This window comes from Sphingobacterium sp. B16(2022), assembly GCF_012030425.1.
In the GTDB taxonomy this organism is placed as follows: Bacteria; Bacteroidota; Bacteroidia; order Sphingobacteriales; family Sphingobacteriaceae; genus Sphingobacterium; species Sphingobacterium anhuiense.
Genome location: NZ_JAAUVN010000005.1, coordinates 182,616 through 204,114 on the forward strand (window position 1 = coordinate 182,616; position 21,499 = coordinate 204,114).

21 protein-coding genes, 6 tRNA genes and 1 riboswitch are annotated in these 21,499 nt (G+C 37.0%); of the genes, 4 read left to right on the top strand and 23 right to left on the bottom strand.

Annotated elements, in window-relative coordinates; all coding sequences use genetic code 11:
* Positions 1-154: 154 nt before the first annotated feature.
* The 21 genes from HCX49_RS21420 to HCX49_RS21520 all read right to left on the bottom strand — a co-directional run bounded on the left by HCX49_RS21420 (position 155) and on the right by HCX49_RS21520 (position 15,457).
* Positions 155-373: a hypothetical protein gene (locus tag HCX49_RS21420; RefSeq protein WP_132771913.1), complete on the bottom strand. Its 219-nt coding sequence runs from the start codon at positions 371-373 to the stop codon at positions 155-157.
* An 11-nt stretch (positions 374-384) separates the two neighbouring features.
* Positions 385-2,664, bottom strand: coding sequence for a cation:proton antiporter (locus tag HCX49_RS21425; RefSeq protein ID WP_168128084.1), 2,280 nt, complete (start codon positions 2,662-2,664; stop codon positions 385-387).
* Between the two features lie 93 nt (positions 2,665-2,757).
* A complete protein-coding gene (locus tag HCX49_RS21430; RefSeq protein ID WP_168128085.1) occupies positions 2,758-3,468 on the bottom strand; it encodes a LytR/AlgR family response regulator transcription factor in 711 nt (236 codons plus the stop codon).
* Positions 3,461-4,177 carry a sensor histidine kinase gene (locus HCX49_RS21435; RefSeq protein WP_168128086.1) on the bottom strand — a complete coding sequence of 239 codons (717 nt, stop codon included), beginning with the start codon at positions 4,175-4,177 and terminating at the stop codon, positions 3,461-3,463. The genes HCX49_RS21430 and HCX49_RS21435 overlap by 8 nt, the downstream gene beginning before the upstream one ends.
* 136 nt (positions 4,178-4,313) lie before the next feature.
* Positions 4,314-4,398, bottom strand: a tRNA-Leu gene (locus tag HCX49_RS21440).
* 14 nt (positions 4,399-4,412) lie between these two features.
* A tRNA-Gly gene (locus tag HCX49_RS21445) sits at positions 4,413-4,488 on the bottom strand.
* Positions 4,489-4,798: 310 nt separating this feature from the next.
* The gene (fabF, locus tag HCX49_RS21450) at positions 4,799-6,043 is read right to left on the bottom strand and encodes a beta-ketoacyl-ACP synthase II (RefSeq protein WP_168128197.1); all 1,245 of its coding nucleotides are present in this window, start codon (positions 6,041-6,043) and stop codon (positions 4,799-4,801) included.
* Positions 6,044-6,046: 3 nt separating this feature from the next.
* Positions 6,047-6,604, bottom strand: coding sequence for a TetR/AcrR family transcriptional regulator (locus tag HCX49_RS21455; RefSeq protein ID WP_168128087.1), 558 nt, complete (start codon positions 6,602-6,604; stop codon positions 6,047-6,049).
* Between the two features lie 306 nt (positions 6,605-6,910).
* A tRNA-Leu gene (locus HCX49_RS21460) sits at positions 6,911-6,995 on the bottom strand.
* Positions 6,996-7,008: 13 nt separating this feature from the next.
* A tRNA-Gly gene (locus HCX49_RS21465) sits at positions 7,009-7,084 on the bottom strand.
* A gap of 187 nt (positions 7,085-7,271) precedes the next feature.
* Positions 7,272-7,982, bottom strand: coding sequence for a HesA/MoeB/ThiF family protein (locus HCX49_RS21470; protein WP_168128088.1), 711 nt, complete (start codon positions 7,980-7,982; stop codon positions 7,272-7,274).
* A gap of 26 nt (positions 7,983-8,008) precedes the next feature.
* Positions 8,009-9,130: a 2-iminoacetate synthase ThiH gene (gene thiH, locus HCX49_RS21475; RefSeq protein ID WP_168128089.1), complete on the bottom strand. Its 1,122-nt coding sequence runs from the start codon at positions 9,128-9,130 to the stop codon at positions 8,009-8,011.
* Between the two features lie 9 nt (positions 9,131-9,139).
* Positions 9,140-9,910, bottom strand: a complete 771-nt coding sequence (locus tag HCX49_RS21480; protein ID WP_168128090.1) for a thiazole synthase — start codon at positions 9,908-9,910, stop codon at positions 9,140-9,142.
* A complete protein-coding gene (thiE, locus tag HCX49_RS21485; protein WP_168128091.1) occupies positions 9,898-10,548 on the bottom strand; it encodes a thiamine phosphate synthase in 651 nt (216 codons plus the stop codon). Before thiE ends, HCX49_RS21480 begins: the two co-directional genes overlap by 13 nt.
* Positions 10,549-10,655: 107 nt before the next feature.
* A complete protein-coding gene (locus HCX49_RS21490; RefSeq protein ID WP_168128092.1) occupies positions 10,656-11,252 on the bottom strand; it encodes a thiamine phosphate synthase in 597 nt (198 codons plus the stop codon).
* Positions 11,249-13,063, bottom strand: coding sequence for a phosphomethylpyrimidine synthase ThiC (gene thiC, locus HCX49_RS21495; protein ID WP_168128093.1), 1,815 nt, complete (start codon positions 13,061-13,063; stop codon positions 11,249-11,251). Before thiC ends, HCX49_RS21490 begins: the two co-directional genes overlap by 4 nt.
* A gap of 27 nt (positions 13,064-13,090) precedes the next feature.
* On the bottom strand, positions 13,091-13,339 hold the full coding sequence (gene thiS, locus HCX49_RS25620) for a sulfur carrier protein ThiS (RefSeq protein WP_206368657.1): 249 nt from the start codon (positions 13,337-13,339) through the stop codon (positions 13,091-13,093).
* A gap of 21 nt (positions 13,340-13,360) precedes the next feature.
* Positions 13,361-13,458: riboswitch (TPP riboswitch) on the bottom strand.
* 186 nt (positions 13,459-13,644) lie between these two features.
* Positions 13,645-14,223: a GDP-mannose pyrophosphatase NudK gene (gene nudK, locus HCX49_RS21505; RefSeq protein ID WP_168128094.1), complete on the bottom strand. Its 579-nt coding sequence runs from the start codon at positions 14,221-14,223 to the stop codon at positions 13,645-13,647.
* 471 nt (positions 14,224-14,694) lie between these two features.
* A tRNA-Leu gene (locus HCX49_RS21510) sits at positions 14,695-14,779 on the bottom strand.
* Positions 14,780-14,793: 14 nt separating this feature from the next.
* Positions 14,794-14,869, bottom strand: a tRNA-Gly gene (locus HCX49_RS21515).
* Positions 14,870-14,968: 99 nt separating this feature from the next.
* On the bottom strand, positions 14,969-15,457 hold the full coding sequence (locus HCX49_RS21520) for a regulatory protein RecX (RefSeq protein WP_132771896.1): 489 nt from the start codon (positions 15,455-15,457) through the stop codon (positions 14,969-14,971).
* A 73-nt stretch (positions 15,458-15,530) separates the two neighbouring features.
* Between HCX49_RS21520 and HCX49_RS21525 the strand changes: the two genes are divergently transcribed.
* From HCX49_RS21525 to HCX49_RS21540, 4 genes are all read left to right on the top strand, one after another.
* Positions 15,531-17,972, top strand: coding sequence for a bifunctional UDP-N-acetylmuramoyl-tripeptide:D-alanyl-D-alanine ligase/alanine racemase (locus tag HCX49_RS21525; protein WP_168128095.1), 2,442 nt, complete (start codon positions 15,531-15,533; stop codon positions 17,970-17,972).
* Positions 17,973-18,020: 48 nt separating this feature from the next.
* Complete coding sequence (locus tag HCX49_RS21530; RefSeq protein ID WP_132771894.1) at positions 18,021-18,617, top strand: DUF502 domain-containing protein; 597 nt, start codon at positions 18,021-18,023, stop codon at positions 18,615-18,617.
* 98 nt (positions 18,618-18,715) lie between these two features.
* Positions 18,716-19,078, top strand: coding sequence for an iron chaperone (locus HCX49_RS21535; RefSeq protein WP_168128096.1), 363 nt, complete (start codon positions 18,716-18,718; stop codon positions 19,076-19,078).
* Positions 19,079-19,107: 29 nt separating this feature from the next.
* Positions 19,108-19,719, top strand: coding sequence for a hypothetical protein (locus HCX49_RS21540; protein WP_168128097.1), 612 nt, complete (start codon positions 19,108-19,110; stop codon positions 19,717-19,719).
* Here HCX49_RS21540 and HCX49_RS21545 read toward each other — a convergent pair.
* Positions 19,716-20,492, bottom strand: coding sequence for a Cof-type HAD-IIB family hydrolase (locus HCX49_RS21545; protein ID WP_132771891.1), 777 nt, complete (start codon positions 20,490-20,492; stop codon positions 19,716-19,718). The two genes, HCX49_RS21540 and HCX49_RS21545, sit on opposite strands and share 4 nt — an antisense overlap.
* 144 nt (positions 20,493-20,636) lie before the next feature.
* A complete protein-coding gene (locus HCX49_RS21550) occupies positions 20,637-21,497 on the bottom strand; it encodes an alpha/beta fold hydrolase (protein ID WP_168128098.1) in 861 nt (286 codons plus the stop codon).
* Positions 21,498-21,499: the final 2 nt, after the last annotated feature.

Here is a 21,499-nt window from a genome sequence, read left to right on the forward strand (position 1 = left end):
AAGAAAAGATGATTCGGGCACAATAAAATGAGAATTGGAAGATAGTAGAAGCAGGCTATAAGGGCATCATGTATGGGGAATCGTTAAAAATGCATACACCATTATGTAAACTTTCTGCCGGAGTTTACATAATGGTGTAACAATGGATCATCTATTATTCTTCGTATAAGCGCTCAACGGCAAAACCATTTTGTTTCAGACGTAGTGCTATTTCAAACGCTTGAATATTTAGAGCTTCCAATTTTAATATTAATCCGTTGCTGAATCTGTTAATATTAATGGTGATGATGTTGGGAATCTTCTTTAAAGTTTCCTCTAATTGATGAATTTTGTCTTCATTAATTAGCATGGTTTCAAAAATGTATTTTTCCATAACAATAAATATTAAGGTTTTAAAATCAATGTACTCGGTAATTTTTTCGTCCATTGCTCTTTCTCAAAAGAAATCTGTTTCCAAGCAATGAAACTTATCAGTATAATATCGAATGAAGAATAATCAATATCTTTAGTCTTGGGTTCCTCTATAATATTGATTTGATTAGGTGCCGCATAATCTAACGAACGAATCGCCTCTTTAAGCTCTACAGAGGTTTTAATGACCTCATCTTCGTCTAAGAAACTTATTTTTACATCGTTGTTCTGTACAAGTTTGTGCACATATATTAATAAGAAACTATCACTAAGTGTTTTGATAGGAACCAATATGTTTTTCACCTCTTCAGGAAGACCCCTATCGACTAAAATTCCACAAGGAATATGAACAGCTTTTAAAAGCGCTGTCGTTTTATCTTCAAATCCGCTATGATTAAATAGACTTTCTTTACCTGTTAATGAACCTAACAATCTTTCCGGATTAACGACTTTACTTGTAAACCCGATGATACTTCCTAAAACAGATCCTTCATAGACAGATTGACCAATACCTGTCAACAGTAAGTCGAAATCTTCTTCATTGGCCATTTTTGCAATATCGTCGTTGATATTGTCGGTACCTCTAAAAATACCAGTGTACGGTTGCTCTATTTTTTCACTTTCATCATTTAATACTGAAAAATTATCTCTTTCGTATTCGATCGAATTATAAGTATTGAGTTCATTCCCGATCGAAAGATGTAATGCCGTTACCGTACTATTTTCTTTTGATTTTTTAATCAGCATATTGGCAATACGGAGCAAAATTTTTCCAGAATTTGGGTTGCCAAATGAAATCAGAATATTGTATTTATTTTTCTTTGAAATGAGATCGCCATTATTTTCGATTTCAGGCTTAAAAAATTTATTAATTAAATCTAATGCAGGCCCCGTCATAAATGTTGTGATCAAAGCCATAAGAACCAGTATTGCGAACATTTCATCAGTAAGGACTCCTAAATCATATCCTATGTTTAGAGCGACTAGTTCCATCAAACCTCTAGTATTCATCAAAGCTCCTATGGTAAGGCTACTGTGCCAGTTTTGCCCCACAAATCTTGCTGATAAAGCACTTCCAATAAATTTACCCACTACAGCAATTGTAACCACCCAGAAACAGGTTTGCCAATGTTCGGCTTCATTGAGTAATCCAATCTGTGTTCTAAGGCCTGTAAAGACAAAAAATAGCGGTAAAAGAAGTACTTGTGCTACATCTTCCACTTTTTCAATAAAGATACTTCGAAAACTTGTGTTGGTTGGCATGATTACACCAGCCATAAAAGCTCCAAATAGGGCGTGGATTCCGATAACTTCAGTGGTCCATGAAGAAATCAACAATGTCAGAAAAAAGATGCCTACGATCGATTTACCTAACCGTTCTTTAGTTGAGTGAAGGTCACCTATACGTTGGAGAAATGGTTTTACGAACCGGACCATCAATAAGACATAGCCGGCCGCGAAAGCGATCGTGTAAACTGCACTGACTACAGATCCTGCTTTTACAACCGCAATAACAGCCGCCAAAAGACACCAAGCAGTGATATCATCTGCCGCTGCGCAGGTGATGGCAATCGAACCTAGTCGTGTTTTGCTCATACCCCTTTCCTGTACGATCCTTGCTAAAACAGGAAATGCAGTAATACTCATGGATATTCCAATAAAGAGCGCATATGATAAAAATGAAATACCTTCAGGTGCTGTTGTCTGGAAGATCACATAGGCGAGCCCCATTCCTAGAAGAAAAGGAAAGATAATGCTTACATGGCTGATAACTATGGCATCCTGAGCTTTGTTTTTTAATATTTTCAAATCTAGCTCCATGCCGACGACAAACATAAATAGCACTAAACCTATTTGACTCAATACTCCCAGATTTCCCAAAGAACTGACTGGAAATAAAAATGTGGATATTTCTGGAAAGTAATTTCCTAGTAAGGAGGGGCCTAGTGCTATACCCGCTACGATTTCTCCAATAACAGAGGGTTGACCAATTTTTCTGAATAATATACCAAAGATTCGCGCTACAAATATGATTGTTATGATCTGCAACATGAGTATTGCTAGCGGGTAGGAAAGATTTTCATGCAAATGATCTAAGAAATGTGACCACGCTGAGTGGAGAGGGACATCTGCAGTTGTATGTGGTTGATTTTCAAATTGGGAGCCCTGATGGATAATAAAATAGCCTAAAGCTATCCCAATAATTAAAATGGCTAGATAAAAAAAGGTGGAGCGGTACTTACTTTTAAACATATTTCGTCGGATTGTAAAGAGCAAGTATAATAGCTAAAGTTTTTTCTACAAAACGAATTCGTGTTTTTTGTACCAAACCAGAAAAAAAATGTACTAAACATTTAAGCTGTTTACAAAATGATCTTTGTAGGGTGCCGATAAGGTAAGTTGTATCAGGTCAGGCATATCTTTTATTTTACACGTGACATACTGTGCTGTGTAAGACGAGACCACAGCTAATGCAACAACATTTCGTCTATTAATCCTACAGAATTTTCCAGAAGGTAGGATCGCCAAAATTTCATCTAAACTGATGTTTTTCGCAAGAATATTTTGACCGTCTTTCATATAAATGTATTTATCCCGCCTATCATGATCGGCCACCTCAATATAGGCAATTTGATCTATTATTATCCTTGTTTTTCCTTGATTACTGTTTAACTCTATAACCTCTAAACCTGTTTCCTTTGTTGAGCTAAGCCACTTCAAGGCTTTATCGAAAGCAGTCTGTAATCGATCAGCCTGATAAGGTTTTCGTATATAATCCACAGCATTGAGATCAAATGCATCAGCAGCATATTCCTTATGAGCTGTTGAAAAGATAATCGCTTTGTCAGAAAGTATCCGGGCAACCTCTAGTCCGTTCATACCTGGCATATGAATATCTAGAATACAGGTGTTAAAATCAAGACTGTCAATCTGTGCTAAAAACTTTTGGGGATTATTGAAACTTTTCACAATTTCTACGTCCTTAAAATTTTCACATAAAGCTTGAATGTAACTTAGTGAAGGAAGTTCATCATCCAATAAAATACATTTAATCATTTTGATAAAGTTTTATTTTTACGGTTACCGTGTATATATTTTCTTTTTGCTCAGTATTCAAGCTGTACTCAGTACCGTAAATATTTTTCAACCGTTTCGAAAAAGTTTTATTGCCCAATCCACCTAAGCTTGAGTCTATTTTTTGTTTTTGCATGACCCGATTAGAAACGGTGAGGTGAAAATAATCGTCGATAACCTCAAACACCACAGAGATAAAACTGTTTTCATTTTGAACATCAGCATGTTTGAAAGCATTTTCAATTGGGTTGATGGTCATAAATGGAGCAATAAGCATTTCTCCAGCTTCGGCACTAATTTTTTTTCGTATATGTAGATCAAATAAGGGACTTATTTTAAGTTTATTGATCTCAATTAGATTTTGCGCAAAAGCGATCTCATCTTTTAGCTTTACGAACGTGCCATCTGTTTCATAAAGAATATAGTCCAGTACATTGGATAATTTATCAAGTGCATGATAACTTTGATAGGCATGAGACTGAATAGCGTTTAATGCATTTTTTAGTAAGTGTGGGTCCAACTTATAATAATTCGTTTCATCAGGAAGAGAAATGCTATTTAAATCTCGATTCTGTCGAATTAATAGTTTATTTTGACGTTTTAAAATACGAACCTTCCAAAAGAGGAAGACCGCTAATAAAACAAGAATAAAGAACACAAGAAATAATAAACTATAATAAAAAGTAGACATACTGACTTTGTTTTACTTCGAATATAGCAATTTTCTGTACAGACATGGCTTTTTTTGTTTTATGAAGAGGAGACAATTTGATATGTTCAGTTGCATAGAAAACAAGAAAAGCTCATCTTTTGGATGAGCTTTCTTGTACCTAGGGCGGGAATCGAACCCGCACTTCCTTAACGGAAACAGGATTTTAAGTCCTGCGTGTCTACCAGTTCCACCACCTAGGCAGGTGATATTAATGTGGAGCGAAAAACGAGATTCGAACTCGCGACCCCAACCTTGGCAAGGTTGTGCTCTACCAGCTGAGCTATTTTCGCATTGCTAACAGTTAACAAGTTGTTTTCTGTTTTGGTGATGCAAATATACGGCGATTTTTATAAAATCAAAATTTGAAACCATCATTTTTTTAATATTTAATGTAATGACCTCAAATATTGGCTCTTATTTTTTAGATTGAAATGAATAATAGAAAAATACATTGATCTGAAACTGGAGTATAGATGTTTTTTCAAAATTTCGCACCTATTATACGATGCACTATTTGTACATGTTTCAAGTAAAATGACAGCCTTCCAAAGCCGTCATTTTAAAATGTTCATTTATAAATCTTCTACAAGTAGCCGAGATCTAGTGCTCTATTTTTTTGAAAATGGAACAAGCGATATGACCACCAAAACCAAAAGTATTACTCATGGCTATGTCTACTTTTTTATGCTTTGCTTTTCCGAGAGTTAAATCCAATTTATCAGCAAATTCAGGTTCTATTTCTTTAGAGTTTATCGTAGGCGGAACAATATCTTCTTGAACCGCCTTAATACAAGCAATAGCTTCGATAGCTCCAGCAGCTCCCAGTAAGTGCCCTGTCATTGATTTTGTAGCGCTAATAGATACCTCGTTGTTAAAACCAAACATTCTTCCCATAGCTTTCAGTTCACTTTGATCGCCCATAGGAGTAGAAGTTGCGTGCGCATTGACATAGTCTATATCTTTTGCAGCGATATTCGCATCCTCCAAAGCAAGTTTCATTCCCAGAAATGCCCCGTCTCCTTCAGGATGTGTGCCCGTAATATGATAAGCATCCGCCGCTAAACTTCCTCCAATTATTTCCGCAATAATCGGGGCATTTCTTTTAATCGCACTTTCATAGCTTTCCAATACAATAGCCCCAGCTCCTTCTCCTAATACAAAACCGTTGCGATGAATATCAAAAGGGCGGGAGGCACCCAAATAATCCTCATTACTTGTTGATAAAGCTTTAGATGCATTAAATCCACCGATGGAACTTTCGGTTATAGACGCTTCAGAACCTCCGGTAATAATCATATCCGCTTTCCCCCAGCGGATATAATTAAAGGCATCAACAATCGCAGTATTACTTGCAGAACAGGCAGAGGCGGTCGTATAATTTACTCCTCTAAGTCCATATTTAATGGAGATAACACCTGAAGCAATGTTCAAAATACGCTTAGAAATAAAGAACGGACTGAAGCGTGGTATTCCATTTCCTTGCTTAAACTCCGCTATTTGTTGCTCAAATGTTGAAACCCCACCATCTCCAGAAGCCCAGATAACACCTATCCGATCTTTGTCCAGTAGATTGAAATCAATCTCAGCGTGGTGAATAGCCTCATGAACGCTAGCTAATGCATATTGCGTAAAAAGATCTAATTTTCGTAATTCTGATTTTTCCATGAATTGTAAAGGATCAAAATCTCTTACTTCACATGCGAATTTTGTTTTAAAGTTTGTCGCATCAAATTTAGTAATCATTTTTGCGCCACTTTGACCCAAAATCAGTGCATTCCAAAATTTATCTACGGTATTTCCTAAAGGCGTAATCGCTCCAATACCTGTTATAACAACTCTTTTCATCATTTAATCGTTTTTAATTAAATCTTCTTTAATAATTTTTTGTATGAGAGTGAAATCTTCATCACCGGTCAGTCTAGTAATCTGTACACTTGCAATCATCGTGGAAATTAGTAAGACGGCTTTTGTTCTAGGCTCACCTTTAAAATGAAAAGTACCCTGTTCTTGACCATATTTAAGCCATTCAATTACCCAGTTTAAAACCTGTTCGGAAAAAATCTTTAGATGTTCAATAATACCTATATCTAAAGTATTGTAATCAGTGGATAGAGAGCCAACGATACATATTTTATTGTCATTTTTAATATTCCTGTATATAGAGAGGAACTTGTCTAGTTTTTGTAGTGGAGATTTATCTTCAAAATCCTTTTTCATTTTGTGAAAGTTTTCAATATGATAATCTATAACTGCAATTCCCAAATCTATTTTTTGTGGAAAATGATAATGAATAGAAGCTTTTTTTATTCCAACGGCATTAGATATATCAAAAAAGCTAAAGGCATTGTAACCCTTATCCCGAATCAGGCTATCAGCAACTTGTATGATTTGTTCTTTTGTTGACATCAATTATTTTTTTGTAAATATACAAACCTACCAGTTGGTAGGCAAGAGTTGCTGATATTTATTTGAGATCAGTGGTGTAGTTGGATTTTTCCGCATGATCAGGCCTACCTGATTATGCAAGAACTTTTTTGAAGTGAGCGGATGTATTATCGCTGGGGTTATTGTATTTTGAAATACATGATGATCAGGATTTAAAATCTGAAATTTAAGTTTTAAGGGATATCTTGGTCAATTACATGTAAAGGGAGGAAACTCGAAATATTTAAAATAAACAAGAAAAGCTCATCTTTTGGATGAGCTTTCTTGTACCTAGGGCGGGAATCGAACCCGCACTTCCTTAACGGAAACAGGATTTTAAGTCCTGCGTGTCTACCAGTTCCACCACCTAGGCAGGTGATTTAATGTGGAGCGAAAAACGAGATTCGAACTCGCGACCCCAACCTTGGCAAGGTTGTGCTCTACCAGCTGAGCTATTTTCGCTTTTGATACTGCAAATATAGGGAGATTATAGATACTACAAAATGTTTTTTTACAGCTAAAGCGTAATTCCCTCAAATGAAGCGAGATAATTTTCATCCCGCTTCAAAATACGATGTGTTTAAATTTGAATTCACCACCTTGCTACGTATGTAGCGTAATTAATTCAATCTTTCATAGCAGTCAAAACTTAAAATGAGAGGGTAGTGAATCTCCAGTGGTAAGTATCAACTAGCGTCAGTTTGTCCAAATCAACAGGTAGATCCGTTATAATTTTCAATACCTGCATGGCCATCATACTTCCGATGATTCCAGGCAGAGGGCCTAATACCCCATATTGATCACAGTTAGGAACATCTTCCGGATGAGGAGGCTCTGGAAATAAATCACGCAATTGTTTACTGCCCATGTAATTGAAAACAGCCATTTGACCTTTGAAAGCAAGAATACTTCCATACACCAAAACTTTGTTGGAACGTACGCAAGCATCGTTGATCAGGTAACGTGTAGTAAAGTTATCAGAACCATCTACAACAATGTCATATCCTGCCAGGGTAACATCAACATTCTCAGAAGTGATTTTTGTCGCAATGCTATCGACTTGGATGGATGAATTGAGTTCGCGGATATATACTGCCGCACTTTTTACTTTTTGTAGATGTACACTTTTTTCATTGTGTATAATTTGTCTGTTGAGATTATGAATTTCTACATGATCAAAATCAACAATCCCTAAATGACCTACTCCAGCAGCAGCGAGATATTGAAGAACAGGCGAACCTAGTCCACCTGCTCCAATTACGAGGACTTTTGCTGCCATAATTTTCTGTTGCCCTTCAACACCAATTTCATTAATGAAAACTTGGCGGGAGTATCGATCAAAAGCACTGTGCTGTTGCATAAATACAGTAATTTAAATTAGAATTATTATTGGCTACCAGAGTAGCTTTTGTCCCAGTCTTTCATAATGGGATCGTATCCAGCCTTTCTGATGATACCTTGGATAGTTTCCATACTGCGCTCATCACTGATCTCAAATTGTTCAAGCGACTGTGGATCGACCACATAGCCACCTGGATTTGTCTTCGAAGCGGCACTCATGGTCGTAACACCGATAGGAATGATATGGTCTCTAAATTTCTCGCGTTCACGGGTTGATATGGATATTTCTAAATTTTCATTCCATAAACGATAAGCGCAGATCAATTGCAGTAAATCACGATCTTCCATAATAAAATTCGGTGTGGATACACCTTCAGCAGGACGTAATCGAGGAAATGAAACTGAATATTTTGTACGCCAATAATGCTTCTCTAGATAATCAATATGTAACGCATTGAAAAAGCTATCGACACGCCAGTCTTCTAGACCTAAAAGAACACCAAGACCAATTTTATGAATTCCTGCTTCACCAATACGGTCTGGTGTATCCAGCCGATACTCAAAATTTGACTTTTTGCCTTTTGGATGATATGTTTTATAAACCTCTTGATGATAGGTTTCCTGATAGACAAGCACAGTATTAACACCTTCTTCCTGCAGAATACGGTATTCTTCTAAAAGCAGAGGTTGTACTTCAATGGATATCTGCGCGAAGTGGGGCTTCAGCAATGCAATCGCATTTTTAAAGTAATTGATCTCAACTGTTTTATTGGCTTCTCCGCTTACCAATAATACATGACTGATACCCATAGATTTTAGCGCCATGGCTTCTAACAGTAATTCTGTATTCGAAAGTGTTTTGCGCTTGATCTTATTGTCCATACTAAAACCGCAATAGGTGCAGATATTCTGACATTCATTGCTTAGATATAAAGGAGCATATAACTGGATTGTCTTACCAAATCGACGTTGTGTGATCTGTTGCGTTAATTGGGCCATTTCTTCTATTTCAGTAATCGCCGCAGGAGAAAGGAAGGTTAGAAAATCAGTTAAATTTCTTTTTTCTTTACGGAGACTTCTTCTAACATCCTCAACTGTGGTGTTATATATTTTTTCCTTGATTTCCTGCCAGCTGTATAGTGTAAATAGTTCCTGAAAAGTTTGCATAAAACGTTCTTAATCGATTAAAAATGAAGTTAGCGGACTAGAAGCGATAGCACGATTTTCTGATATACCTAATCCTGCCTGATAAGCTTTGCGACCTGCTATTACAGCTTCTTTAAATGCCTCCGCCATCTGTATCGGATATTTTGCGGATGCAATAGCTGTATTGACTAAAACAGCATCAGCACCGATTTCCATTGCCTTTGCGGCATCGGAAGGAGCACCAATTCCAGCATCGATAATAACAGGAACTTGGCTCTGAGCGATGATCATTTCTAAAAAGTCCAATGTACGAAGTCCTTTATTACTACCTATGGGTGCAGCTAACGGCATTACTGCCGACGTTCCAGCTTCTTCTAGTCTTTTACAGAGCACTGGATCTGCATGCATATAAGGGAGCACAATAAAACCGAGTTTTGCAAGTTGCTCCGTAGCCAACAATGTTTCGATCGGATCGGGCATCAGGTAACGTGAATCTGGATGAATTTCGAGTTTTACCCAGTTCGTTTCCAGGGCTTCACGAGCAAGTTGTGCGGCCAAGACTGCTTCTTTTGCATTACGTGCTCCAGAGGTATTGGGGAGTAAATTTACGCCAGTGATTTGTAAAGACTCGAGAAATGTGTCTGAGGAAGACTGATGGTCCAAACGCTTTAAAGCCATCGTGACCAATTCAGAACCCGATGCGACGATAGATTCCTTCATTTGTTGCAGACTTCCGAACTTTCCTGTTCCTAAGAATAGTCTCGATTGAAATATCTGATCTGCTATTTTTAATGTATCCATTGCAGTTTATTTTTAAGTTCTTGAATGTAGTGAGGGTGTACGGTGATCAAACTTGACAGTGCTATCCCATAAATGCCAATATCTTGTAGGGGAACGATATCATCAAGTGTTATACCGCCAATAGCGTAAATCGGCGGATAGTTTTGACCGTTGTTTTTTAAATGATAAACGATGTCTTGATATCCTGTTAAGCCTAATATTGGACTTAAATTGTTTTTAGTTGCGGTGAACCGTAAAGGGCCAAGACCGATGTAATCGCAGTTTTCTGTGATGCGTTGCTGTACGTCAGAAATATTATTTGCTGTACCACCAATTATTTTGTGCGGTTCTAATACATGTCGGGCCTCTTGTATGTCAGTATCTGTTAATCCCAGATGAACTCCGGCAGCATCAATGGTTTTGGCTATGTGCAGATAATCATTGATAATAAGAGTAGCACTATGTTGCAAGCAATGCTGTTTAATACGACGTGCTAATGCGAGCACTTCATCTTCAGTGCCTTGTTTCCAGCGTAGCTGAATCCAATCTGCACCCGCTTGTAGTGCATTATTAATGTTAGTCTCCTGTTCAATAGCCGTATCTCCCTGCGAGATATACTGTATCTTACTGAACGTGATATTTTTGGGGTATGCTGTCATTACTGTTTCAATTTTTTTGCTATCGCATTTTTCTGCTCAGTATAATCCGGTTTGGGTATTTCCTTCTAATCATTTGTAAAGGAATGAAGTACCTTTAACAACTATTGTTACAGGCAATATGCATGATCTTTCATAAGACAATTTTTAAAACTTATTAAAGGTTGTTCATTCTTCCAGATTTCTCCTAATAGCGCTACACCATCGACGCCGGCATCATATACAAGGCCTAGGTTTTCGGAATGGATACCAGCAAGCCCAATTAATTGAACTTGCTGGTTATTCCGTAGCTTTAACTCGTTTTTTACGGTATGCTCCTTACCATGACCAGGTTTTGAAATACTTGAAAACATCGGACTAAACAGTGCGTATGACCATCGGTTATCCAGTTGATTAAAATCTGCAATGCTGTGCACAGATGTTGATCGGATTACGGTAGGACTATACTGATTTTGTTTTTTTGATTTTCGATCATATTCATTAAAATGTAACCGGTTTATGTTCAGCTTTTCGGCTAGATAATGATGGCTATGCAGGACAAGACGGTTTCGATATTGCGGAGCTATTCCATAAATAAATTGACACATATCATCATCTGAAAAGTTATATTTTCTGATATGTAACAGTTCCAATCCTGCATCCAGTATACTGTTGATGATCTGGAGTTCGTTATCAATATCATGCTCAGCTGTCAAGACGATGATCATAAGTACAATTCTTTACCTTGTTCGATAAACTCTTTTGACATATCGATCATGCCTTGTTCTGCAGAATCCCGGATTTCCTGTGTGATCTTCATCGAGCAGAATTTAGGGCCGCACATCGAACAGAAGTGAGCAACTTTGGCACCGTCTGCAGGTAAAGTTTCATCATGAAATTCTCGGGCTGTGTCAGGATCTAAGGAAAGGTTAAACTGATCTTCCCAACGGAACTCAAACCTCGCTTTACTTAGAGCATTGTCGCGGTATTGTGCACCAGGATGTCCTTTAGCCAAATCTGCCGCATGTGCAGCCAGTTTGTAGGTGATCACGCCATCCTTTACATCTTTTCGGTTAGGTAAACCGAGGTGTTCTTTTGGGGTAACATAACAAAGCATGGCACAGCCGAACCAGCCAATCATTGCCGCGCCAATTGCTGAGGTGATATGATCATAACCCGGAGCAATATCTGTTGTCAATGGGCCTAAAGTGTAAAATGGTGCTTCGTCACAAACCTCAAGCTGTTTGTCCATGTTTTCTTTGATCATGTGCATAGGTACATGACCTGGGCCTTCGATCATAACCTGTACATCATGTTTCCATGCTATTTTGGTCAACTCTCCCAAGGTTTCTAATTCAGCAAATTGTGCAGCATCGTTAGCATCAGCTATAGAACCTGGTCGAAGTCCATCCCCTAGGGAAAAAGCAACATCATATTCCTTCATGATCTGACAGATTTCTTCAAAATGCGTGTAAAGGAAGTTTTCTTTATGATGGAACAGACACCATTTTGCCATAATCGAGCCACCTCGGGAAACAATACCTGTTACACGTTGTGCTGTCAAATGGATATAACGTAAAAGTACTCCTGCATGGATGGTGAAATAAGAAACCCCTTGTTCGGCCTGTTCAATTAGTGTATCTCTGAATATTTCCCATGTCAGATCTTCTGCAACGCCTTTTACTTTTTCCAAAGCTTGATATATAGGAACTGTACCGATTGGCACAGGAGAATTACGGATGATCCATTCGCGTGTTTCATGAATATTTTTACCTGTTGAAAGATCCATAATTGTATCAGCACCCCATCGGCATGCCCAGACAGCTTTATCAACTTCTTCTTCAATGCTTGAGGTAACGGCACTATTACCAATATTAGCGTTGATCTTTACCAAAAAGTTGCGGCCGATGATCATCGGTTCGCTTTCTGGATGATTAATGTTGTTTGGAATAATTGCTCTTCCGGCGGCAATTTCTTCTCTTACAAATTCAGGGGTAATTAATTTCTTTGGAGTACGGGCACCAAAATTGTGACCGGTGTGCTGATGATCCATACCTTTAGTTGCTGCTTCGATTTGCTCAATACGCTGATTTTCGCGAATGGCTACATACTCCATCTCTGGAGTTATGATACCTTTTCTTGCATAGTGCAGTTGACTTACATTTTTACCTGCTAATGCTTTTTTAGGTCTATGACTGTATTCGAAACGGAGTTCATCCAGCTCCGAGTCTGCCAATCTTTCTTTTCCATAATCTGAACTGATTTGTGATAAAACTTGAACATCTTTTCTGTCCAATATCCAATTTTCACGAGTTCTAGGAAGACCTTTGCGGATATCAATCAGTGCTTGTTCATCCGTATACGGACCAGAAGTGTCATAAATAGTGACTGGAGGATTGATTTCTATTCCACCCTTGCTAAGTTTGGTCGGGCTTAATGTAATTTCACGCATGGCAACCTGAATAGGATAGAGCTGACCTGAAATATAGACTTTTTTTGAATTTGGAAATGGGGTCTGGGTAATGCTTTGTTCTAACATAATGGTATAGTAATAGGTATAAGAGATTTATCCGCCCTGTGTTGCAGCGATAATTAGAATTGAGTCCTGATGCTGTAGTTTGGTTGTTGCCCAAGCCGTTTTGGGTATAACCTGGTTATTAATAGCGACAGCAATGCCCTTGCTTTTTTCTGGGAATTCCAAAAGCATCAAACCTTCCAAAGAGGAGGGGGGCTGTTCAAAAAGACGTAATTGGTGATTAATTGTGAGTTCCATTCCTTTTAAAATTTTTAAATAAAAAACTTTAGGAATGGCCACAGTTGTGCCGGTATATGCACAATGAAGACATCTACTTTTCCCTACGCCAGTATGATCCGGATCAGGTTCTAAGGGTAAAATCTCAGCCTGCAAATTTGCAGACACCCCTAAAGTTTCCACTAAACTAGGTAAAAAATCTCAATAAACGAAAAGAGGTAGATTTATTTTAGTCTGTCCATCTTTTTGTGACAGAACCATATACTTTAAGAAGTGAAGTGTTTTATTGATGAGGCCTGCTGGTATAGCGAACAATGATTCTCCCTGCCAGAGGTGGAGTTATGGGCAGGGTGAATCAATGGAAAATACTATAAAATATGATGGAGTTTAATATATTGAAGCAGCATAATGGTTTTGGCATCTTTGATTTCGCCATTATCAACCATTTGCATCGCTTCTTTTATAGGCAATTCTAAAACTTCAATATTTTCTTCTTCCTGTTCTAGTCCACCACCTTCACTGACTTTCATTTCTTTAGCATATTCGGCTATAAAGAAATACAGAATTTCTGTGACAGATCCAGGGGACATATAAGCTTCAAATATTTTACGTACATCTGTAATTTTATAACCCGTTTCTTCTTCCGTTTCTCTTCTGATGCAATCCTCGGCATTATCTTTATCCAACAAACCTGCACAAGCTTCAATCATCATACCGCTCTCATTTCCATTGACAAATGTAGGTAGACGAAATTGACGGGTAAGAATAACTGTTTTCTGCTCTTTGTTGTACAGTAAAATGGTGGCGCCGTTTCCTCTGTCGTATGCTTCCCTGCTTTGACTCATAATGGTGCCGTCCTTTTTTAAATATTCGTAAGTGATCTTTCGCAAGACGTACCAATTGTCTGATAAGATCTTGGTTTCTGTGATTTTGATGTTATCTATCATGATTGAGGTATTTCAAATTCGCATTATTAATAATTATCATATGCATATTTTTCAGTTCTTTTATACTTTTTTTCTAAAATACGGTGGACTTTTAAAAGTAAGTTGTCGATGGCTAAAGGTATATAAATTTATAAACTCCTAAAATTGTTTATATGGGAAAAATCGATCGTGTTAAAGGAAGTTTTATTCAGTAGCGATTGCCTTTATGAGCTGATATAAAATGATGAAGATCATGTAGAGGACAGGTTAAAAAGTACTTGAGATCTTAAATACATTTTATTATGTATTTATAGAGGGTTTATAGAGATATACCTCTATGAACCCTTTAGTAAACCTCTATAATATCACTATTACCTATCTAGAAATATACAAGATGGAAACAATAAAATGCAATGGTAAATCTATTGATATCAATAAAAAAATCAAAGGTCTATAAACAAGAAAAGCTCATCTTTTGGATGAGCTTTCTTGTACCTAGGGCGGGAATCGAACCCGCACTTCCTTAACGGAAACAGGATTTTAAGTCCTGCGTGTCTACCAGTTCCACCACCTAGGCAGGTGATATTAATGTGGAGCGAAAAACGAGATTCGAACTCGCGACCCCAACCTTGGCAAGGTTGTGCTCTACCAGCTGAGCTATTTTCGCATTGCTAACAGTTAACAAGTTGTTTTCTGTTTTGGTGATGCAAATATAGAGCTAATAATTAAAAAAACAAATTTTAATATAAGCTTTATTGTCTTTTTTTTATAAGCCCTTTTCTTTCAGGAGAGAAGAAATGAGATCACTTTCGAAACCTCTTGATAAAGCATATTGAAATAACTTGTTTTTTAGAATATAGACATCTTTATCTTTCAATGATAGTTGCTTTTTATCTAAAAGATCATGGAGTTTATCTTCATACTCATCTAAATCAATTTTTGAAAATGCAATTTTGATTAAAGGGTCGGATACCCTTTTGAGTTTTAAGGACTGCTTAATCTTAATCTTTCCCCAACTTTTTATTCTAAGCTTACCTAGAGTATAGGCTATAGCAAAGCGTTCTTCATTTAGAAAATTGTCCGATATCAATTGTGAAATGATTTCCTCTACATCTTCTTGATGCAAGCCCCATTCGTATAATTTATCCCGGACTTCTTGTTGTGCCCGTTCTTGATAAGCACAATAACTGGCAGCCTTAAGCAATGCTTGCTTAGGTGTGTATATTTTTTTTCTCGTTTTCTCTTCGTCAAACATCTTTACAAATTTCAAAAATATATTGAACTTATTGAAAAATTGTGGAGCTTTGATTGAATAAATATTTTAAAAAATGTATACCATATCGGATATTTCAGAGATTGTTGTTCCTAAAAGATCAATTATTGTTCATCATAAATCTATCATTCAAAATCTGATTTATGATACACGTAAGATCGTAAATGCTGAAACAGGATTATTCTTTGCCTTGATCAATCGTCGTGATGGACATGAGTTTATCATGGATGCCTATAGTAAAGGGATTAGAAATTTTGTGTTACAAAATGACTTTCAGCAAGAACTGATATTGCCAGATGCTAATGTTTTATGGGTCGCAGATACTTTTTTAGCATTACAGGCAGTAGCAGAAACTCAGCGCATGAAATTTAAATCTCCTGTATTGGGTATTACAGGGAGCAACGGTAAGACTATCGTCAAAGAATGGTTGTTTCAACTGCTATCTCCAGAATATAAAATCTATCGCAGTCCTAAAAGCTATAATTCACAGCTGGGTGTTGCTTTATCACTATGGGAACTAAATGAACAATATAATTTCGCCATCATAGAAGCTGGAATAAGTGAGGTCGGTGAAATGGAGAAACTCCAAAAAATGATTAAACCTACGCATGGTGTATTAACCAATATTGGGGTAGCCCATAAAGAAGGGTTTCAATCGAAAGAGGAAAAAATTGCACAGAAACTGAAACTTTTTACAGATGCTGAGGTATTGGTCTATCCTAAAAAGTATCTTGAACAGATCTATATGCCTTCTCAGATTTACAAATTCGCCTGGGGAGAGGATGAATCGTGTCAATTAGAGGTTTATTCGCTTAAGAAGGAAGGTGATCAATCTACATTGGTAAGTTTATGTTTTTCCCGCCAGTTTTTTACGGTTAAAATTCCTTTTGTTGATCAAGCATCAATTGAGAATGCGATTTCATGTATTGCAGTGATGATTACTTTTGGTTATGATTTTAAAACTATAGCCGATCGTATTGCCACGTTGCAACCGATGGAGATGCGTCTTGAATTGAAAAAAGGAAAACATAATACTTCCATTATTGATGATTCATATAGTAATGATCTGGTAGCGCTACAGATTGCATTGGATTTTTTAAAGCAACAAAAGCAAAATTCTCGTAAGGTCCTAATCTTATCCGATATTCCTGGAGTACAGTTGCATGATGAGAAGAGTATCAGTAAACTAAAGCGTTTGGTCGCAGCTAGTGGATTAACTGATTTGATTTTTATCGGACCTATTTTGAGTCAGTTGGAAGCACAGTTTTCATTACCCACGGCCAGCTACTCGGATACAAAATCATTTATAGATGGTTTTAAGCATATTGATTATAGCAATTCAACGATCTTGATAAAGGGTGCACGTGATTATCATTTTGAACAGATCAGTAAACGATTGGTTGCTAAATCACATGATACGATATTAGAGATTAATTTAAATGCATTGGAACATAACCTCAATGTATATCGGGGTCTGTTGCCTGCAGGTGTTAAATTGATGGCTATGGTGAAAGCTTTTTCTTATGGAAGTGGAAGTTTTGAAATTGCTAATTTACTACAGTTTAATCATGTGGATTATTTGACGGTTGCTTTTGCTGATGAAGGTGTTGATCTGAGAAATGGAGGCATCACACTTCCAATAGTGGTAATGAGTCCTGATGAAAATGCCTTTGATGCTATTGTACATCATAAGTTGGAACCAGAGATCTATAGTTTTAGAGTTTTAAATTCATTTCTCCGCTATCTCTTACAGCAAGGACTAAAAGATTTTCCAGTCCATATTAAAGTTGATACCGGGATGCATCGTCTTGGTTTTATGCCAGAGGAAGTTGATGAACTGCTAGCGATATTGAAAAATCAGGATGCGATGAAAGTGCAGTCTGTTTTTTCACATTTAGCTTCGGCAGGAAATGCTGTTGATAATGATTTTACTGAGAGTCAGATTCATCTTTTAGATGTTTTCACTACAAAACTTAAGGAGGAATTAGGGTATTCTTTTATCAGACATATTGCTGCGACATCGGGTATTGATCTGTGGCCAAGTGCTTATTTCGATATGGTACGCTTAGGGATTGGTCTTTATGGAATTGATATGGATCGAGATGATCTGCCGGTGAGAGAAGTTAGTGTTCTGAAGACCAATGTTACCCAGATAAAAGAGCTTGCGGCTAATGAAACAGTAGGATACAATCGCGCTGGTATGTTGCAACGTGCGAGCAGAACCGCAACCATCAAGATCGGTTATGCAGACGGTTATGATCGAAGGTTCGGTAATGGAGTAGGTAAAATGTCGATCAACGGGCAACTGGTTTCTACCATTGGAAATATCTGTATGGATATGTGTATGTTGGATGTGACAGATATTAATGTTAATGAAGAAGACGAAGTCATTGTTTATCCTGATATCAAGGAAGCGGCATTGGCTATAGGAACCATCCCGTATGAATTGTTGGTCAATATCTCACAACGGGTGAAAAGAGTTTATTTTTACGAGTAATTCGAGGCTTATTTCGCATCTTTGTAGGGTCTTTTAGGTACAAGTAATATGTTATCAAAATTAATTAGAGCTTTTTTAAATTATCTTATCAAAGGAACTTTGGTCGTTGTTCCTTTAGCTGGTGCGGTTTTTTTAATTGTTTGGATTGTTGCTTCAGTCGATTCGGCGCTTAACCTTACAGGGTTATTCCTGGAGGATGAGACAGGACATCCTTTATATATTCCCGGAATTGGTATTTTAACAGTCATTTTATTTTTGGTTGTAGCAGGGATTGTTTTTACCAATTTTGTGACAGATCCAATTAAACACTGGCTGAATAATCAGATTAACCGTATTCCTTTGTTGAATACGCTATATTCATCCATTAAAGATTTTACTGAAGCCTTTGTAGGTGATGCCAAAAAATTTAATGTTCCTGTTCTAGTTAAAGTGAATGAAATAGGTGTTAGTAAAATTGGTTTTCTGACACAATCAGATCTATCAAAAATTAAGCTTACAGATGAAGTGGTGGTTTATTTTCCCTATTCATATTCATTTGCAGGTCAGGTGGTCGTTGTAAAATCATCCTTGGTAACCAAATTAGATATGTCTGCTACAGACGCGATGAAGCTCGTTGTTTCAGGTGGTGTCAGTGGTTTAGAATAAGATACAAATACATACGTTTATATAAAACAAAAGGGAATCATTGGTAAAATGGTTCCCTTTTGTTTACATTTATCTTGAACTTTAAATCATAATTAGTGATGAATGTTGAATTTAAAACAGTAGAAGAGTATATTGCTTCTTTTCCAAAAGAAGTGCAGGAGATCTTGTTGCAGGTCCGTAATACAATTCTGCAGCATGCTCCTCAAGCTACTGAAGGAACAGCTTATGGCATGCCAGCTTATAAATTAAAAGGAAAACCGCTTGTTTATTTCGGTGGTTATCAAAAGCATATCGGATTTTATGCAACGCCGACTGGTCATTCAAAATTTGAAATAGAACTTGCTTCTTATAAGCAAGGTAAAGGTTCGGTGCAGTTTCCGTTACGGGAGCCGATCCCATTTGAACTCATCGGAAGAATTGTTGAATTTAGGGTTTCAGAGACATTAGATAAGTTTAAATAGGTTATTAGGATTTTAAATTAAAGGTGGTGATGGATCGATTATGGAATCGTTTATGGAGCAGTAAAGTTCCTGAAAACTTACACGAACAATGGAAAGATAAGGCAAAACTTTCTTTTGTAAACAGTCAGTTTGATGTAGAACTTATACGAGGTTGCTTGGATAAAATTAAGGATGATCCAAAGAATACCTTATTTTTACAAGCTTTTCTAGCTCATCAGAATATTGCTTCGCAATTGGAAACTCAGAATAGTGCTGAAGCAGAAATTGATTTTATGGAAAGATATGTTTCTTTATTTAGTCAGATTTCTGCTGTAGACCTTTCCGTTGTTTGGACTAAAAAGATCGAATATCCCACTTTGTCTGTACCGAGGTTTATCTTATTGCCATTGGTTCAGAATGCTTTGTGGCAAGGATATCATGCAGCAGCAAAATATCCAATGAAAATCAAGATTTCAGTATTTGAAAAAATCATTTCATTGGATATTACAAATCATGTTAATCACCATATTGTAGATCAAAAAGTTAATGACTCTGTGGAGAATTATCAGGCTCGTCTACAGTATGAATTTGGTGATCAACATACACTTATTATGAATAGCAATGCACATACATTTCGCGCAAATCTAACTTTGAGGTTTTAGATGACCTCAAAATGAGCTAGAGCATTGTATATACCGTCATTGTCTACATCATCGGTAATATAGTCTGCAATAGCTTTTACCTCAGGATTGGCATTACCCATAGCAATTCCGTAGGCCGTATGTTTCAACATGGTGATATCGTTTCCACCGTCACCAAAAGACATGGTTTCCTTGATGTCGATATTAAAGTGTTTGATGAAAATATCGATACCAATTTGTTTGCTTTGACCTAAAGGATTCACATCTGCAAATAGCGGGGTCCAACGGCTGGCCACAGAATTAGGCATTACATTGTTCATGAATTCTTCCTGTTCCTCCGGTTGAATGAAGATATTGGTTTGAAGTACAGATCCCATATCAAAGTCTGCGTACGATCTTTGAGGCGGGACAGGTAAATTCAAGAGTGCATACATGGAAGCGATCTCTGGTGTTACTTGAAAAATGCTGATTTCTTCTTCAGACATCAGCGAGAAGCTTACTTCATTTTTTGCAGCATGGTCAATCAAAGATTGAATATCAGTGGCGTGAATACCTTTTCTGAAAAGTACATCACCCTCTTTCGTGATGCAATAGCCACCGTTGAATGTGATAAATCCGTCAAAGTCAAGGTATTTGATATGATCTAAACTATTGATAGACCTTCCCGTAGAAACAATTACTTTTATACCTTTTGATTTTAATTCTTGAATGGCTTTTTCGGTTGAAGCGGGTACTTTGTGGGTATCGAAACTAAGAAGAGTACCGTCGATGTCAAAAAAAACTGCTTTAATCATGCTACTTTAAAAATTTTTGTGATACAAAGGTAATCATTAGAAGATTGCTTTTTGCCCTTATGATGTCATAATGAAGACTAGTAGCGTCAGTATTATGCTACATTTCATCTGTCAAAAATTGAAGGATTTGAATAAAGATTCTTCTTATTTTAAAGAACTTATTTTTTCAAGAATGTAAGCTAGTGCTTCCTGTGATTTTAATATGCGTTCATGACCGACACCATTCAAGTCTATCGCCTCTGTCGGGGGATGAACTTTAAAAAATGATTGCAGATAGGTATAGGGCGCAATTTTGTCCTGTTGATCATAGAGTACAAGATGCTGCTGGCTATTATCAAAATCGTATAAACTGTTTAAATGAAAGTAAGCGGTTTTCATATTGAATTTTTCTTCAAAATTCAGAAAAAAGTGCTCTTGAACATCTTTTGGTACAGCTACGAAATCCATACTAGCTGCGAAATTTGCTTTTAAATCTATTAGTGGAGTAAGACTGATAATCCAGTTCGGAGTATGTCTAAGTTTTGCTAATGCTGCGATATTAGCCATGGCACCGAGAGAATGACCGATGACTATTGCAGGTAAACCATAGGTATTAATAATAGTTTGAACAGCTTCAATGTATAAAATTAAATTGGATAATTCTCCTTCCGCTCCTCCATTTCCAGGTGCGTCAAATGCGATTATCGTTAAATCTGGATTTTCCAATAGTTTATCAATAAGCATGGAAAAATCTGCGGCTTTTGATCCCCAACCGTGTGTCAACAAAACTAAATCTTTGCCCGATCCCCAACGGTAGAGAGGAAAAGATAATAGGTGACCACTGAAAAATTCATCCTTTACTGCTAATTCATCTTTTGAAGCTAACTGTATTAGTAGCTCTTGATGTTGTCGCAATGGCATTTTAGGGGAATAGCAGATATACGACCAAATATCATCTAAATTAGCCGTTATAGAAATATGTTCTAAAGATTTCAGATATTCAATGCTTTGCTTTAGTTTTTTCATCA